The organism is Bacillus pretiosus, from assembly GCF_051294775.1.
GTDB lineage: Bacteria > Bacillota > Bacilli > Bacillales > Bacillaceae_G > Bacillus_A > Bacillus_A wiedmannii.
Window position 1 is genome coordinate 474,968 of the sequence record NZ_JBPPHF010000001.1, and the last position, 14,084, is coordinate 489,051.

At 34.0% G+C, this 14,084-nt stretch carries 16 protein-coding genes and 1 pseudogene; 11 read left to right on the top strand and 6 right to left on the bottom strand.

Annotated elements, in window-relative coordinates; genetic code table 11:
- Nucleotides 1-20: 20 nt before the first annotated feature.
- Both ACSG5Z_RS02350 and ACSG5Z_RS02355 read right to left on the bottom strand, forming a co-directional pair.
- On the bottom strand, nt 21-986 hold the full coding sequence (locus tag ACSG5Z_RS02350) for a patatin-like phospholipase family protein (protein ID WP_087982847.1): 966 nt from the start codon (nt 984-986) through the stop codon (nt 21-23).
- An 87-nt stretch (nt 987-1,073) separates the two neighbouring features.
- Nucleotides 1,074-1,220 carry a YjcZ family sporulation protein gene (locus ACSG5Z_RS02355; RefSeq protein WP_000540425.1) on the bottom strand — a complete coding sequence of 49 codons (147 nt, stop codon included), beginning with the start codon at nt 1,218-1,220 and terminating at the stop codon, nt 1,074-1,076.
- A 224-nt stretch (nt 1,221-1,444) separates the two neighbouring features.
- On the opposite strand from ACSG5Z_RS02355, the gene ACSG5Z_RS02360 reads away from it, so the two are divergent.
- The 4 genes from ACSG5Z_RS02360 to ACSG5Z_RS02375 all read left to right on the top strand — a co-directional run bounded on the left by ACSG5Z_RS02360 (nt 1,445) and on the right by ACSG5Z_RS02375 (nt 4,292).
- Nucleotides 1,445-2,197 (top strand): YwqG family protein, encoded by a 753-nt coding sequence (locus ACSG5Z_RS02360; protein WP_088063091.1) that lies wholly within the window; start codon nt 1,445-1,447, stop codon nt 2,195-2,197.
- Nucleotides 2,198-2,342: 145 nt separating this feature from the next.
- Nucleotides 2,343-3,503 (top strand): transglutaminase domain-containing protein, encoded by a 1,161-nt coding sequence (locus tag ACSG5Z_RS02365; RefSeq protein ID WP_435710597.1) that lies wholly within the window; start codon nt 2,343-2,345, stop codon nt 3,501-3,503.
- A 99-nt stretch (nt 3,504-3,602) separates the two neighbouring features.
- Complete coding sequence (locus ACSG5Z_RS02370) at nt 3,603-3,800, top strand: DUF4083 domain-containing protein (RefSeq protein WP_087982841.1); 198 nt, start codon at nt 3,603-3,605, stop codon at nt 3,798-3,800.
- Nucleotides 3,801-3,830: 30 nt separating this feature from the next.
- Nucleotides 3,831-4,292 (top strand): NUDIX hydrolase, encoded by a 462-nt coding sequence (locus ACSG5Z_RS02375; protein ID WP_046954986.1) that lies wholly within the window; start codon nt 3,831-3,833, stop codon nt 4,290-4,292.
- A gap of 45 nt (nt 4,293-4,337) precedes the next feature.
- On the opposite strand, the gene nadE is transcribed toward ACSG5Z_RS02375, so the two are convergent.
- Nucleotides 4,338-5,156, bottom strand: coding sequence for an NAD(+) synthase (gene nadE / locus ACSG5Z_RS02380; RefSeq protein WP_087982839.1), 819 nt, complete (start codon nt 5,154-5,156; stop codon nt 4,338-4,340).
- Between the two features lie 270 nt (nt 5,157-5,426).
- On the opposite strand from nadE, the gene ACSG5Z_RS02385 reads away from it, so the two are divergent.
- The 4 genes from ACSG5Z_RS02385 (at nt 5,427) to galT (ending at nt 10,642) form a co-directional block, all read left to right on the top strand.
- Nucleotides 5,427-7,307, top strand: coding sequence for an ABC transporter permease (locus tag ACSG5Z_RS02385; protein WP_435710598.1), 1,881 nt, complete (start codon nt 5,427-5,429; stop codon nt 7,305-7,307).
- A 115-nt stretch (nt 7,308-7,422) separates the two neighbouring features.
- Nucleotides 7,423-7,710 carry an AbrB/MazE/SpoVT family DNA-binding domain-containing protein gene (locus tag ACSG5Z_RS02390; protein WP_048543174.1) on the top strand — a complete coding sequence of 96 codons (288 nt, stop codon included), beginning with the start codon at nt 7,423-7,425 and terminating at the stop codon, nt 7,708-7,710.
- A 275-nt stretch (nt 7,711-7,985) separates the two neighbouring features.
- Nucleotides 7,986-8,936: a serine protease gene (locus ACSG5Z_RS02395; protein WP_435710599.1), complete on the top strand. Its 951-nt coding sequence runs from the start codon at nt 7,986-7,988 to the stop codon at nt 8,934-8,936.
- Between the two features lie 209 nt (nt 8,937-9,145).
- Nucleotides 9,146-10,642 (top strand): UDP-glucose--hexose-1-phosphate uridylyltransferase, encoded by a 1,497-nt coding sequence (galT, locus tag ACSG5Z_RS02400; protein WP_435710600.1) that lies wholly within the window; start codon nt 9,146-9,148, stop codon nt 10,640-10,642.
- 305 nt (nt 10,643-10,947) lie between these two features.
- Here galT and ACSG5Z_RS02405 read toward each other — a convergent pair whose 3' ends face one another.
- Nucleotides 10,948-11,256, bottom strand: a complete 309-nt coding sequence (locus tag ACSG5Z_RS02405) for an ArsR/SmtB family transcription factor (protein ID WP_435710601.1) — start codon at nt 11,254-11,256, stop codon at nt 10,948-10,950.
- Between the two features lie 109 nt (nt 11,257-11,365).
- On the opposite strand from ACSG5Z_RS02405, the gene ACSG5Z_RS02410 reads away from it, so the two are divergent.
- Nucleotides 11,366-12,301: an aldo/keto reductase gene (locus ACSG5Z_RS02410; protein ID WP_088609004.1), complete on the top strand. Its 936-nt coding sequence runs from the start codon at nt 11,366-11,368 to the stop codon at nt 12,299-12,301.
- Between the two features lie 60 nt (nt 12,302-12,361).
- A pseudogene (locus ACSG5Z_RS02415) lies at nt 12,362-12,548 on the top strand (hypothetical protein).
- 46 nt (nt 12,549-12,594) lie between these two features.
- On the opposite strand, the gene ACSG5Z_RS02420 reads toward ACSG5Z_RS02415, so the two are convergent.
- Both ACSG5Z_RS02420 and ACSG5Z_RS02425 read right to left on the bottom strand, forming a co-directional pair.
- Nucleotides 12,595-12,819 carry a hypothetical protein gene (locus ACSG5Z_RS02420; RefSeq protein ID WP_000162604.1) on the bottom strand — a complete coding sequence of 75 codons (225 nt, stop codon included), beginning with the start codon at nt 12,817-12,819 and terminating at the stop codon, nt 12,595-12,597.
- Between the two features lie 84 nt (nt 12,820-12,903).
- Complete coding sequence (locus ACSG5Z_RS02425) at nt 12,904-13,251, bottom strand: DUF4257 domain-containing protein (protein ID WP_060490074.1); 348 nt, start codon at nt 13,249-13,251, stop codon at nt 12,904-12,906.
- A gap of 196 nt (nt 13,252-13,447) precedes the next feature.
- Here ACSG5Z_RS02425 and ACSG5Z_RS02430 point away from each other — a divergent pair, with 196 nt between their 5' ends.
- The gene (locus tag ACSG5Z_RS02430; RefSeq protein ID WP_088121923.1) at nt 13,448-13,975 is read left to right on the top strand and encodes a DinB family protein; all 528 of its coding nucleotides are present in this window, start codon (nt 13,448-13,450) and stop codon (nt 13,973-13,975) included.
- The last annotated feature ends 109 nt before the right edge of the window (nt 13,976-14,084 follow it).

Below are 14,084 nucleotides of genomic sequence, written 5' to 3' on the forward strand. Positions count from 1 at the left end.
TCGTATGAAAAATAATAGTATTATGAGTCAAGTTGACGGAAATAGCGATTTGTTTTTCGGTCCTGGTTTCCGTTTCTATAGTCATCAATATATTGTCTGAAGTTCCAAGATTGTAAAAACTTATTTGCGGCGTTATAACCAGAATTGTAAAGCCACTCTTTTTCTTCCTTTGTTAACTCAAAGTTTGTACTTGTAATGGATCCTGTTGGAATTGTAATCGTTCTTGCTTTTGATTCCTTATCTAAATGACGTAAATCATGGGCTTGCATCATCGTTTTAAAAAGTCCTTTGAACATGGAGATAGGCTCGTTATAATGGGCAGGATCAGCTTGAATCTCATCTTTTACGAAATGAAATCCAAATGTTGGCCAGCGAGGAGAGGAAGGTGAGTCGAAAATCCAAATTGGGTAATTGCTTAAAATCCCTCCATCAACCATATAACAAGGTTGCTTCCATTTAGGGGTTCTCCATTTTACCGGTTCAAAGAAGAAAGGGATTGTACTACTCATTCTTACAGCTTTAGCAATAGAGAAGCGATAATTTAAAAATCCGTAGTTCGGTAAGTCATCGGGAAAGATAACCATTTTGCCATTACTTATATCAGAAGCGATAATTTTAAGCTTATTTAAATCAGGTAAATCTGTAAATAAGTGAACTCCTTTTTTGCGAAGTAATTCTTCAATCCATTCTTCTATAAAAATATTAGAGTAAATACCAAGAGTAGTCCATGCGCTTAATCCTTTTCCGATAAACGGGATTCTGTCAATAAAGGTTCTCTTCGTAAATTTATTATAATTGATATCAGTTATAATCGTTTTTAACTCTGAACAAGAATATCCTGCTGCTAGGAGCGCAGCGATAATGGAACCAGCTGATGTTCCAGCTACACGCTCCCATTCATAGCCTTTTTCAGCTAACGCGCAAATTGCTCCTACATGCGCAATTCCGCGTACACCGCCTCCTTCAAAAACACCATCAATCTTCATCAATCATACTTCCTTTCGAATAAAAGATTTGAAAATGGCAAAAAAGCACGTATTGTACGTGCTTTTTTGCAATAGTTTTTAAATTTACTAGCAGCCTACAAAGCCGCCCCAACAGCTAGCTCCGATGATGATTAGAAGGATAAATAAAACGATTAATAAAGCGAAACCTCCATAACCACATCCACCACAACTACCGCCGTAACCGTAACCGCCGCAACTATATCCGTAACCCATGTGGAATTCCTCCTTAAATTAAAAATAAAAATGAACGAGGGGAAAATGTACTGGAAGAAATAATGAACTATCGTGTTTGTAGGAACAATGTATACTATGCTTTTTTAAACTTGTTCGCGTATGGAGGAAGAGCCCGTTTTTTTGGAGGCTTGTTGTTTTTACAAAGAATGGAGTATAATTTTTGTGCGATGATACAAATAAGTATGTAAATATAAGGAGAATTTATGAATAAACAAATTGAAGTATTAATTGATAAATATGGGCTGACACATTTAAAAGAGGAACTTATTCACACTGTATTTCCTTGTGTAAAAGTTGTGCCAAAGCAGGAGGAAACAGTTGCGGTAGGTAGTTCGAAAATGGGAGGAGTTCCTGACTTGCCAGCTACATTGGAATACCCAATGCACAAAGGAAATCCATTACAATTTATCGCTCAATTTAATTTAAATGATTTACAAAATGTTGGTATGGGTCACAATCTTCCTAAGACAGGGATGTTATATTTCTTTAGCATTGAAAATTACTTTGAAGAAGATGTGAATCCAACTGAAGCGGGGCGTGTACTTTATTATGATGTTCCTGTAGAGCAATTACGAAGAGCAGATGAATTGCAAACAAATTATAACCAGTGTGCAACTACTTTTGAACTGACATATAAATTGCCAGAGCTTTTCATTGAAGATGAGGCTGATTCAGATCGTTTCTTACAATTGCTTGAAGAACTAATCCCAGACAACTATGATAACCATCAAATGTTTGGTGAACCATTCTCTGTACAAGAGGAAGTATTATATGAGACAGGAGAATATATGGGGATAGACCCGCAGCAAATGACGCTTTTATTCCAAATCGATTCAGATACTAAAAATTGTAATATGATGTGGGGAGATTTAGGAATGCTTTATTTCTGTATTGGAAATGAAGACTTAAAAAATCGACGTTTTGAAAATGCGTGTTGTGTATTACAAACTTGTTAATGAAAAAGGTTGTTCTTGTAAAAAGAACAACCTTTTTACAATGTTAAATATGCATAATCTCATATGACCTATACGGAAAAGTATTGTATACTCTGAAACTATACGATACTTTTTCGTATAGTTATAGAATGTAAGGAGTGACGAGATGAGAAAGACAAGTAAGTATGTGACAGCTACCCTGCTTTGTTCAACTATAGTAATGGGAGGCTTACACGCGTCAACGGTATCTTATGCAGCTACGAATCCGTCTGTAGCGACAACACAATCAGATGCAAAGCTATTAGATGATTTCCGAAAAGAATTAAAAAAACAGGTTGATAATCGAGAAGAAAATATTACAATCACATATAAAAAGAAAGATAGAAATGCTAGAAATGTTATGGACCAATTGTATGGCGAGTTTAATAAAATTGTAGATGCAGATGAGTATGTAAAATATAATGTAGCGTCTACTAAATATTCTATTAAAGGGTTACCAGGAAACTATACGTTTACATTGCAAGTGAAATACCGTGAATCAAAAGAGCAAACACAATATGTAAAATCTCAGGCAAAACCAATTATCGGTTCAATTGTAAAAACAGGGATGGATGAGCATGAGAAAGTAAAAGCTATTCACGATTATGTTGTAAAACATGTATCTTATGATACGTCTTATAAAGCGTATACAGCATATGAAGCATTAGCAAATCGTTCTGCCGTTTGCCAAGGATATACGTTATTAACATATGAATTGCTAAAAGAAGCAGGTATTCAAAACCATATTGTAACAGGTACAGGAAATGGACAAGCTCACGCATGGAATTTAGTGAACATTGAAAACAAATGGTATCATCTTGATACTACATTCGATGATCCAGTACCCGATAAAGCTGGACGCGTAACATATTCATATTTTAATATGTCTGATGAGCAATTAAGTAAAGATCACGACTGGGATCGCAGTAAATATCCAGCGGCAACTACAAGTTACTTTAATGAATTAACAAACAAAATAAAAGCGGGTAGTTCAAAAACTGCTGCGTATGAACAAATGTTAAAAGAAACAAATTTAAAATATTTGTCTGCACAATACGGGGCAGATAATTATAGTGAATTTAAGAAAAAATTACAGCAACAATTCGCTTCTAAGCCAGAAAAGGTAGAAGTACGATATAAGCAATCGATGGATGGAACAATGCAAGATATAAAGAAAGTGTTAAATGAAATAAATTGGCCAAAAGGTGCAAAACGTGTATCTTATGAAGTAGCACCATATAGTGCGATGGCAGATTATTCATTAGCGACAATTACATTTACTTATTAATTAAAAAGAGCATCTGTAAAAGGTGCTCTTTTTATTATGTATCACTTTAAAAAACAGAATTGTGTGATAAAATATAAAAAGGAAAGATGTGGGATTTGAATGAATTTGTTCGAAAGTAATATTTTTACATTGATATATACTTGTTTAGTAATCGGACTTATCGTTTTGTTTTTCCTATCATTTACTTTGTTCCTTAGAAAATTATTGCAAAACAGCGCTGCAAAAAAACAACATGTAATTAATATGAATAATAAGCTAGATCGAATGATTGAATTGCTTGAAAAAGATAAGAAATAATGATAGAAGATGTATGAAAAGGGGAAGAGGATGGCTAATTATATAAAAGAATTACGTGAAAAAGTAGGTCACGACTGTGTTCTCATAAACTTTGCGGGTGGTTGTGTGTTGAATGAGCATGGAGAAGTATTACTGCAAAAAAGAGGTGATTTTAACGCTTGGGGATTTCCTGGCGGTGCAATGGAAATTGGAGAATCTGCCGCAGAAACCGCGATTCGAGAAATAAAAGAAGAAACAGGTTATGACGTGGAAATAAATGAACTTATCGGGGTGTATACAAAATATTTTCAAGCATATCCAAATGGAGATAATGCCCAGTCAATTTTAATATTCTTTTCATGCTCAATTGCCGGTGGAGAGCAAAAAGTAGACGGTGATGAAACGTTGGAATTGAAGTTTTTCCCGCTAAACAAAATGCCACCATTGTTTAATCAACAACATGAGGATTGTTTACAGGACTTACTAGAGAAAAGAGTAGGGGTGTATCGTTAACATAAAAAAGAAGCTAATGAGATTAGCTTCTTTTTTATGTTTTATTTATTTCCACCAATCATCAAACATTGATGCTGGAACTTGTCTTTTATGTTCGCTCACTGTGTAACGTTTTTCAATTTTTTCTGCAACGTCAGTTGGAACTGCTTTACCTTCTAAATAATCATCTAGTTGATCATACGAAATACCTAACTCCGTTTCATCAGCTTGACCTGGTTTTTCATCCAATAAATCAGCAGTTGGCATTTTTAAGTAAAGTCGCTCATCCGCACCTAATTCTTGTAAAAGAGCACGTCCTTGACGTTTCGTTAAACCCGTTAATGGTAATAGGTCTGCACCACCATCTCCGAATTTTGTAAAGAATCCTGTAACAGCTTCTGCCGCGTGATCAGTTCCGATAACAAGTAGACCTTTTTGTCCTCCAATTGCATATTGTGTAACCATACGGATACGTGCTTTCACGTTACCTTTATTGAAATCTGTTAATGATTCACCTAATAAGTTTTCGTATTGGTTTGAGAAAGAGTCAACTGTTGAAGCGATATCAAATGCAACAGATTGATCAGCTTGAATAAATTGTAATGCTAATTGTGCATCATCTTCGTCTTTTTGCACTTTATAAGGAAGACGCACGGCGATAAACGTTGCGTTACCACCTTCATTACGAATTTCCTCCACTGCAAGCTGAGCTAAACGTCCAGCTAATGTAGAGTCTTGTCCGCCACTAATGCCAAGTACAAATCCTTTTGCACCTGTTTTTTTCACATAATCTTTTAAGAAATCAACACGTTTACGGATTTCTGCTTTCGGATCAATTACAGGCTGAACATGTAATGCTTTCATAATCTGTTCTTGTAATGTCATTATGTTTCCTCCTATTCATATTAAAGCGGTAAATAAGTTTATATGTATATTGGTACATACTTCTATCCTTTATTATTTCGCAAAACTAACGAATATACAATAGGATGCGTGTATGAATATGAATGTAGTCATTATAATGAAACTCTTTCGTTTAAGCAATTTTTTTTAAACCTTTCAATAATGTAAGGTTTTTGTCATTTGAATCGATGGAAGGTATTTCCGGACTTTACTAATATAAGAACATAGTTAGTAGAAGGGCGGAGAAGGAATATGAACATTAGAGAACTCGCATATCGAAATGTAACACGAAATAGACGAACATACTCAGCATATTTTTTAAGTAGTGCATTTGCCATTATGGCCTTTTTTGTTTATTCATTTTTTGCGTTTCATCCCGCATTAAGTGCTGGAGAATTGGGACGATACGTATTCGTAAGTATGTCTTTTGCACAGTCCATTATTTACTTATTTACGTTTTTCTTTATTTTATATTCGATGGGAATGTTTTTAAAAACGAGAAAGCGTGAATTAGGAATTTTAATGATGTTAGGTATGACGAAATATCAATTAAAGCGTCTTATCTTCTTTGAAAATATTATGATTGGGATAGGGGCTATTATTTTTGGAATACTTGCAGGAATGCTATTTTCCGGAATGTTAATATTTGTAGCTCCGATGATATTAAAATTAGATATTTCCTTAGCTTATTACATACCAATGAAAGCCATTGTTGTAACGAGCATTATGTTTTTCGTATTATTTATGATCATTTCATTGTTTAGTGCAGGAATGATTCGGAAAAATAAAATTATGAAATTGTTTAGAGGATCAGCAGAAGCGAAGCCGGAACCGAAAGCTTCCATTATTTCTTCTATATTAGCGGTCATATTGCTTAGTGCGGGATATGCGGGAGCGCTTATGTCACACGGTGCAATGGTATTTGTCATGATGATTCCTGTTACAACGGTAGTCATTATTGGTACATATTTGCTGTACAAGCAGTTGAGTGTCTTTATTATTAGACTATGTAAAAAAAGTAAACGTTTCTATTGGACACAGACAAATATTGTTACGTTATCAGATTTAGCTTACCGTATGAGAGACAACGCCAGAATGTTCTTTATTGTAACTATTATTTCAACTGTAGCATTTTCAGCAATAGGTACATTAGTAGGTTTCACGTCCATGACGAAAGGGATTATGGAGAGACCAATTGCGTTTCAGTATCATTCTAAGCAAGGAAATAGTAATGAATCACAGCATTTGAAGATGATTGATGAAGGATTAAAGAAACATAGTATAACAGCTTCTAAAGCTACTATTTCAACGAAAAGGGCGGAGGAGCAGTCGTTAAGAAGTGCTATTTTCATAAAAGAATCAGATTATAAGGAATATGCGAAGTTAACAGGAGAACCATTTCAAACTGTAGCAAATAAAGAAGCTTTATTTTTATCAGTCGATATACCAGGCCCACCGATGAAAGAAAGAAAAGAAATTACTTTACCACATTTGAATGAATCTTTAAAAGTGAAAAAAGTTAATACTTCTTCATTAAGTAAAATACTAAGAGGTAACGTTTATGTAATCTCTAAAAATCAATATGATGCATTACAAGATGGATTTAAAGAGGAAAAAGATTATGTGTACAAAACAGAAGGAACGAAAGATGAAATAGAGGTTGGTAAAGAGCTTACTCATCAAATGAAGACTTATGAAGAACATGCAACGTTTAGTGCGGAAGAGTACGAACAAAACCAAAGTTTACAAATAGCAGGACCAATTTTATTTGTAGGTTTCTTTATTGGTATAGTATTTTTCGTATGTGCAGGAAGCTTCCTTTACTTCCGTTTGTTTTCTGATTTAGAGGATGATACTCGTTTGTTTGAAATGATTAGAAAAGTAGGTTTAACGAGCGGAGAATTATCGAAAGTAGTTACAATTCGATTAGCACTATTATTCTTCGTTCCAATAGGTGTTGCAACATTACACGGGGCAGTAGCGTTAACTGCATTGGGACAGATGTTTGAGTACTCATTATTTAAAGAAAATGCGATTGTATTAAGTGTTTTCGTAGGAATTCAAGTTGTATATTTCTTATTGATACGATCTCGTTATTTAAAACAATTGAAAGAGAGATTACGTATTAGTTAAATGTGTATTTTTAACTTGAGTACAAAATTTTCTAAAAAGATACAAGTATTACCAAAAAGTGATAAAATGGAAAGAGCGAGATGGAAAAATTAATAGAAAGTAAGGGGGGAGTAATATGAAAGCAACAGGAATTATTCGAAAAGTAGACGAATTAGGACGAATTGTTATTCCTAAAGAGTTACGAGAAGTATTAGGAATACAAATCAAATCACCACTTGAAATTTTCGTAGAAGAAGATAAAGTCATTTTACAAAAATATCAACCTTACAATGCTTGTCAAATAACAGGTGATGTTTCAAATCAAAACATATCATTAGCAAATGGAAACATTACTGTTAGTATAGATGGAGCGAAACATTTAATAAAAGAAATAGAGAAGTTTTTAAATAAGAGTGAGGCTTAGTCTTAATTTATTTTATTTTTAAAATTTCATATCATTCTTTAAAAACTATGAAAGGACCATTAAATTGGTCCTTTTATTTTGGTTATTGGTTGTACCAATCGAATTTTTGGTGAATAAAAATTACGAGATAAATAAAAAGAGTAGTATAGAATTAGTAAGCTATATTGAGAAATATTTTTAAGGAAGGAAAACGAAACGAATAAAACGAATGTTACATTTAAACCTTTTCAAAAGTGGTCTGAAATGAAAATAATATATTTTCAGGAGGGATTACGATGAATAGTAGTACAGCGAATAAACAAAAAGGTATACAATTGATTCCTTTTACAGTAGATAAGGTGGTTGAACAAGTAAATGAAATTCCACCAGGTGTACAACTCATTCATGCTCCACAAGTATGGGAGAAGAGTGCGAAAGGAAATGATATTGTTGTTGCCGTATTAGATACAGGTTGTGATGTGAATCATATAGATTTAAAGGATCGCATTATCGGTGGAAGAAATTTCACGAAAGATTACGAAGGGGATCCAAATATTTATCTTGATAATAACGGACACGGTACTCATGTAGCGGGGACAATTGCAGCGACTGAAAATGGTGTCGGTGTTTTAGGAGTTGCACCACTTGCTAAAATGTTAGTGTTAAAGGTTTTAGCGGGAGATGGTTCTGGAAGTTATGAGCAAATTATTGAGGCGATTCATTATGCTGTAAATTGGAGAGGGCCTAATAAAGAAAGAGTTAGAGTTATTTCAATGTCACTTGGTGGCCCGCAGGACGTTCCAGAATTACATGAAGCGATTCAAAATGCAGTAAAGCAAGATGTTCTCGTCGTATGTGCTGCTGGGAATAATGGAGATTGTAATGATAATACAGAGGAACTAGATTTCCCAGGTGCTTATTCCGAAGTAATTGAAGTCGGCGCTGTCAATTTAGAACGGAAAATCGCATGTTTTAGTAATTCGAATCAAGAAATTGATTTAGTGGCGCCAGGTGATGAAATATTATCTACGTATCCTGAAGGGAAATATGCGGTATTAAGTGGAACTTCTATGGCGACACCGCATGTCGCTGGAGCGCTGGCATTGCTCATTAAGCAGTGTGAGAGAGAATATGGTAGAAGGTTATCAGAGCCAGAAATATATGCACAACTTATTAAAAGAACTGTACCTTTAGGGTATGAACGTACATCTGAAGGGAATGGATTAATAGATTTATTAAAAGAATAGCAAATACAAAAAACATCTCATAATTTTATGAGATGTTTTTTGTATGGCTTTGTCGAATATATCGTGGAATCTAGTATTTATTTCTTTTTCATGAAATGTTTATTAGGGTGGTGGTTATCCCATAGATCTGTTCATAAAATGATAAAAGGTACATAGAACTGGCATCGTAACAACGAAAACCGCTATAAGGTTAGAGGAGGTATATACTGATGATATATCAAGCTATCCAGCAGTTAATTGATCGTGCTATTGAAGTTCAATTAACTGAAAAAGAAGATGAAATATATACAAGGAATCAAATCCTTTCCTTACTTCGTTTAGATGACTTTGTAGTGGAAGCGTCAGCGCCCGCACCCGCAAAGAGAGCAATTTCGGAGTTATTGAAAGAGTTAATTGAATATGCTTGTATGCATAAAGTCATTGAGGCAGTAATGGACGAGAAGGAGATTTTAGCAAGTGCAATTATGGATGTTTTTATGTCCAAACCGTCCGTTATCAATTCTCTATTTTATGAAAAATACGAACAAAATCCGAAGGCTGCGACAAATTACTTCTATGAGTTAAGTAAAAACAGCAACTATATCCAAATGAAGCAAATTGCCAAAAATATAAATTATAAAGTAAATACGGAATATGGACCCATTGATATAACGATTAACTTATCAAAACCGGAAAAAGACCCGAAACAAATTGCTAGAGAGAGAGTATTGGAAAGTACAAATTATCCAAAATGTTTACTCTGTATTGAGAATGAAGGATATAGAGGCAGAATTGGACATCCAGCACGCTCGAATCATCGTATGATTCGTATGAATCTTACAGATGAAAGCTGGTTTCTACAGTATTCTCCGTATATATATTTCAATGAACACTGTATTGTATTGTCTTCAGAACACCGTGATATGAAAATTGACCGTCAAACATTTTTACGTTTGTTAAAATTTGTAGAAAAATTCCCGCATTATTTCCTTGGTTCTAATGCTGATTTGCCTATTGTAGGAGGATCTATTCTAACACATGACCATTATCAAGGTGGAAACTATGAATTTGCTATGGCAAATGCATCAAACGACCTAATTTTTGAACTAACTAACTTTCCAGAAATGCAATGTTCTATTATTAAATGGCCTATGTCAGTTATTCGCTTAAGAAGTAAAGACATAGAACAAACAGTAAATGCAGGGGAGTACATATTAGAGAGGTGGAAGGGATATAGTGATCCATCTGTTAATATATTTGCATTTACGAATGATATTCCACATAATACGATAACTCCGATTGCTCGTTACCGGAATAGTATGTACGAATTGGATCTTGTTTTGCGGAACAATCGTACAAGTGAAGAACATTCGTTAGGTATTTTCCACCCTCATGCGGAAATACAGCATATTAAAAAGGAAAATATCGGTCTAATTGAAGTAATGGGGTTAGCAGTACTTCCGGCGCGTTTAAAAACAGAACTTCAGGAAGTGGAAAAATTCTTACTTAACATTCCAAGTGATATTCCAACGCTTCATATACGATGGGCTGAACAATTAAAAATCAAATATTACCATCGGATACATGAACAAAATGTACAGGAGATAGTAAGAGCAGAATTAGGACAGAAATTTATACAGGCGCTTGAAGATGCTGGCGTTTTTAAACGAGATGACGAAGGGATATCGGCATTTAAACGTTTTATTCAGAGGTTAAATAAGGAATGAACTTAGTAGTGATGGTGATTACAAAATGACCTAATTATATGATAAGGGAGGTAATAATATGGAGGAGTGTGAGCATAAGCAACTACAGGAATTGAAACAGATAGGCGGCCCTATATTAATGATGTGTATAAAATGTAATCAAATAATTAAAGTGTCCAAAGGATCCAGTACAAAAATAAAGTGGAAAAGAATGAAGCGTATATATTTCTAGTGTGTGATGAACAAAGTTCCTTCTGATTAAAGTTGCATTTTATTAAAAGAATAGAACCATACTAAAAAACATCTCATATGAATATGAGATGTTTTTAGTATGGTTCTGTCGCATGTAATACGACGTCTAATAAACCAGGGAATCTAGCATGTAAGTCATCTTCACGAATTGAAATGAAACGTTGTGTTCCTTCAATGCGTGTATACATAACACCGGATTCACGTAAAACCTTGAAATGGTGAGATAAAGTTGATTTCGCAATTGGAATGTTTAACGCACCACAAGATTGTTCATTTTTCTCTAATAGCATTGTTACAATTTGTAAACGAATTTGATCGCTAAGTGCGTATAAGACTGAAGAGAATTGAATTTCTTCTTGGTTTGGATGATAAAGAGTACGCATTTTTTTCACCTACTTGTATCAGTTAATATAGTTTGCACTATAACATATAAAGTGGTATATTTCTATTGTTCGAATATGTTCGAACAATAGAAATATAGGGGGAGAAAAAATGAAATATACCAAATTGCAAAAGGCAGGACTACATATTTCGAAGTTAGGGCTAGGAACAAATGCTGTAGGGGGGCATAATTTATATGCTAATGTGAACGAAGAAGAAGGAAAACGATTAATAGAAGAAGCTATCCAGCGAGGGGTTACATTTTTTGATACAGCGGATTCATACGGTCTCGGTAGATCAGAGGAATTGGTAGGAGAAGTATTGAAAGGAAAACGTCAAGAAGTTGTACTTGCTACAAAAGGTGGAATACAGCCGTTATTAAATGGAGAAGTTTATATTAATAATGAACGAAGCTATTTAAGAAATGCTGTGGAAAATAGCTTAAGAAGATTACAAACTGATTATATTGATTTATATTATTTACATTTTACAAATCCAGAAACAAGTTACATAGATTCAATTGGAGAGCTTGCTCGTCTAAAAGAAGAAGGTAAAATTCGTGCAATTGGAATATCTAACGTAAACGTAGAGCAATTAAAAGCAGCGAATCAGCACGAACAAATAGATGTTGTACAATCACCGTATAATATGTTGGATCGTACTGCTGGAGAAGAACTTTTGCCGTATTGTATAGAATCAGGTATTTCATTTATACCATACGGGCCTCTTGCTTTTGGGATACTAGGTGGAAAATATACAGAAGATTTTAAATTAAACGAAGGCGATTGGCGTCAAAGTGTAAATCTATTTGAAGAAAATACATATAAGAGTAACTTTAAAAAAGTTGAGAAGTTAAAAGGTTTAGCTAAAGAAATGAATCTTGAAGTATCACATTTAGCTTTAGCATGGCTATTAAATAAAAAAGGCATTGATACTGTTATTCCTGGTGGGAAACGAGCGGAGCAAATAAGAGAAAGTGTAAGAGCGGTGGAAGTTTCATTGAATGAAAAGGTTATGGAAGAAATTAAATCTATTTTAGAAGATTAGTTGAGAAGAGGGGGACTTCCCTCTTTTATATAAAAGGAGAAGAAATACATAAAGGAGTTTTTGAGTGCAGAGATTAAAGAAAATAGACAAATAGTATAAAGGTATCGTAATAAAGTTATGAGGAATCCAAAAATAAAAAATCCCTATAAAAATAGGGATTTATATATCGGCATATAGTTCCTTGGAAAAGGATATACTTAGTTTAGCATATAGGACTACTTATATTTGTGAAAAAGATGTGAAATAGATGTGAAAAAATCCCGTAATAAAAAGCACTGTTTTAGCTAATGTAACTAAAACAGTGCTTTTCTCTTTGATTGAACTGTTGCTGCATTTTCATCATGTATGCCTGCATCTTTAATAATTCGTTGTTTTGCTTTATTTAATAGATGGTCTACTGCTTCACCAAAATAATTAGCTTCGCTTTTTGTGCGGGCTTCTCGTAAACATTTATAGTTTTCTAGCAGTTCCTCTTTTTCAGTGTTTGTTAAGAAATCTTCTATTTTCTTTTTTGTCATACGAAACACCCTTTCTTCTGACAAACGACGCAATAGAAAATATTTATTGTTTATTATAGCAATAATTTTTAAAGAAAGTATAGACTAACGTCGTAATAATTTGTCAATTTCTTGAATCTTCTCATCAGCTTTCCCAATTTGTTTATTTTTAGCCTGCTCACCACCAAGCGCTTGGTGCAGTAAGAAAGTCTGACCGGAAATAGCAGTCACAATGGATACTTTAATAATTTCTTTTATTAAGGTAACATCGAATAAAACGAGTCCAAGAAGTGCAGCTAGACTACCAGTGAAAATATCAGTCAAAAACCCAAAGTGAAAAAAAGTTTTCAAACGGCGTGGAAGCAATAACTTACCTTGGTTATTGATTAGATGGGAAACGAAACCGGTAATGCCACCAACGAGTATAGCGGTTAGCCATTGATACATTTCCATCGAATCCACTCCTTTTAGTGAATAAGATTCGATTCTTTTATATTGATTCCTTTTAATATTTCATAGAAGCATATTGAGAAAGTTTGTTTGGGTTTATTACGTATTCAATTTAATTATAACAGAAAAATCTGACATATTTCAGTCTATTATATGAAGCGGTTATTCCTTAATATGAATGTAGAAAGGGGTGCGTGAGATGAATATAGATTATCGAATAAGAAGTATGGATGGTTATACAAAAAATATAGGGGAATTAGTAAGCATGCTGGAGCATACGAGGGCTGTAACATTACAGGAAATAAACGATCTATCAGTTGAGCAAGTAGATTTCATTATGACGAGTGGAGGGAATTCCATCGGAGCGTTACTAAAGCATATAGCAGCTATAGAAAAAGCCCATCAACTTATTTCATTTCAAGAGCGCGACTTTACAAAAGAAGAATTAGAAATATGGGAAGACGCACTGTATTTAGGGAAAGCGGGGAGAACAATCCGTGGTAATGAAATACAGTATTATATACAAATTCTACAAAGTGTTCGAGAAGAATCTCTGAAGTATTTGAATGAACAAGATGATGAATGGCTTATGTCAGAAAGAAAGTGGCCTAACGGTGTAGCGTATAACCAGCACTATCTGTGGTTTCATGTGCTAGAAGATGAGATTAGTCATCGTGGACAAATTAGAATGATGAAAAATAAAATGTTTGAAAATTGCGTTAAATAAGGTAGCTTTTTAAATAAATATTCCATATAATGAGAGTAATTAAAATGAGAACGGGGTGATGTATTATGGTGAAAATAACGTATATGAATCATAAACCAAATACAAAGGT

Excerpts from the sequence above, each read along its gene's own strand:
- ACSG5Z_RS02395 (WP_435710599.1), top strand. The coding sequence starts at position 7,986 with ATGAATAGTAGTACAGCGAATAAACAAAAAGGTATACAATTGATTCCT.
- ACSG5Z_RS02420 (WP_000162604.1), bottom strand. The coding sequence starts at position 12,819 with ATGACAAAAAAGAAAATAGAAGATTTCTTAACAAACACTGAAAAAGAG.
- ACSG5Z_RS02410 (WP_088609004.1), top strand. The coding sequence starts at position 11,366 with ATGAAATATACCAAATTGCAAAAGGCAGGACTACATATTTCGAAGTTA.
- ACSG5Z_RS02370 (WP_087982841.1), top strand. The coding sequence starts at position 3,603 with ATGAATTTGTTCGAAAGTAATATTTTTACATTGATATATACTTGTTTA.
- ACSG5Z_RS02350 (WP_087982847.1), bottom strand. The coding sequence starts at position 986 with ATGAAGATTGATGGTGTTTTTGAAGGAGGCGGTGTACGCGGAATTGCG.
- ACSG5Z_RS02375 (WP_046954986.1), top strand. The coding sequence starts at position 3,831 with ATGGCTAATTATATAAAAGAATTACGTGAAAAAGTAGGTCACGACTGT.
- ACSG5Z_RS02405 (WP_435710601.1), bottom strand. The coding sequence starts at position 11,256 with ATGCGTACTCTTTATCATCCAAACCAAGAAGAAATTCAATTCTCTTCA.
- nadE (WP_087982839.1), bottom strand. The coding sequence starts at position 5,156 with ATGACATTACAAGAACAGATTATGAAAGCATTACATGTTCAGCCTGTA.
- ACSG5Z_RS02425 (WP_060490074.1), bottom strand. The coding sequence starts at position 13,251 with ATGGAAATGTATCAATGGCTAACCGCTATACTCGTTGGTGGCATTACC.
- ACSG5Z_RS02390 (WP_048543174.1), top strand. The coding sequence starts at position 7,423 with ATGAAAGCAACAGGAATTATTCGAAAAGTAGACGAATTAGGACGAATT.
- ACSG5Z_RS02430 (WP_088121923.1), top strand. The coding sequence starts at position 13,448 with ATGAATATAGATTATCGAATAAGAAGTATGGATGGTTATACAAAAAAT.
- ACSG5Z_RS02355 (WP_000540425.1), bottom strand. The coding sequence starts at position 1,220 with ATGGGTTACGGATATAGTTGCGGCGGTTACGGTTACGGCGGTAGTTGT.
- galT (WP_435710600.1), top strand. The coding sequence starts at position 9,146 with ATGATATATCAAGCTATCCAGCAGTTAATTGATCGTGCTATTGAAGTT.
- ACSG5Z_RS02385 (WP_435710598.1), top strand. The coding sequence starts at position 5,427 with ATGAACATTAGAGAACTCGCATATCGAAATGTAACACGAAATAGACGA.
- ACSG5Z_RS02360 (WP_088063091.1), top strand. The coding sequence starts at position 1,445 with ATGAATAAACAAATTGAAGTATTAATTGATAAATATGGGCTGACACAT.
- ACSG5Z_RS02365 (WP_435710597.1), top strand. The coding sequence starts at position 2,343 with ATGAGAAAGACAAGTAAGTATGTGACAGCTACCCTGCTTTGTTCAACT.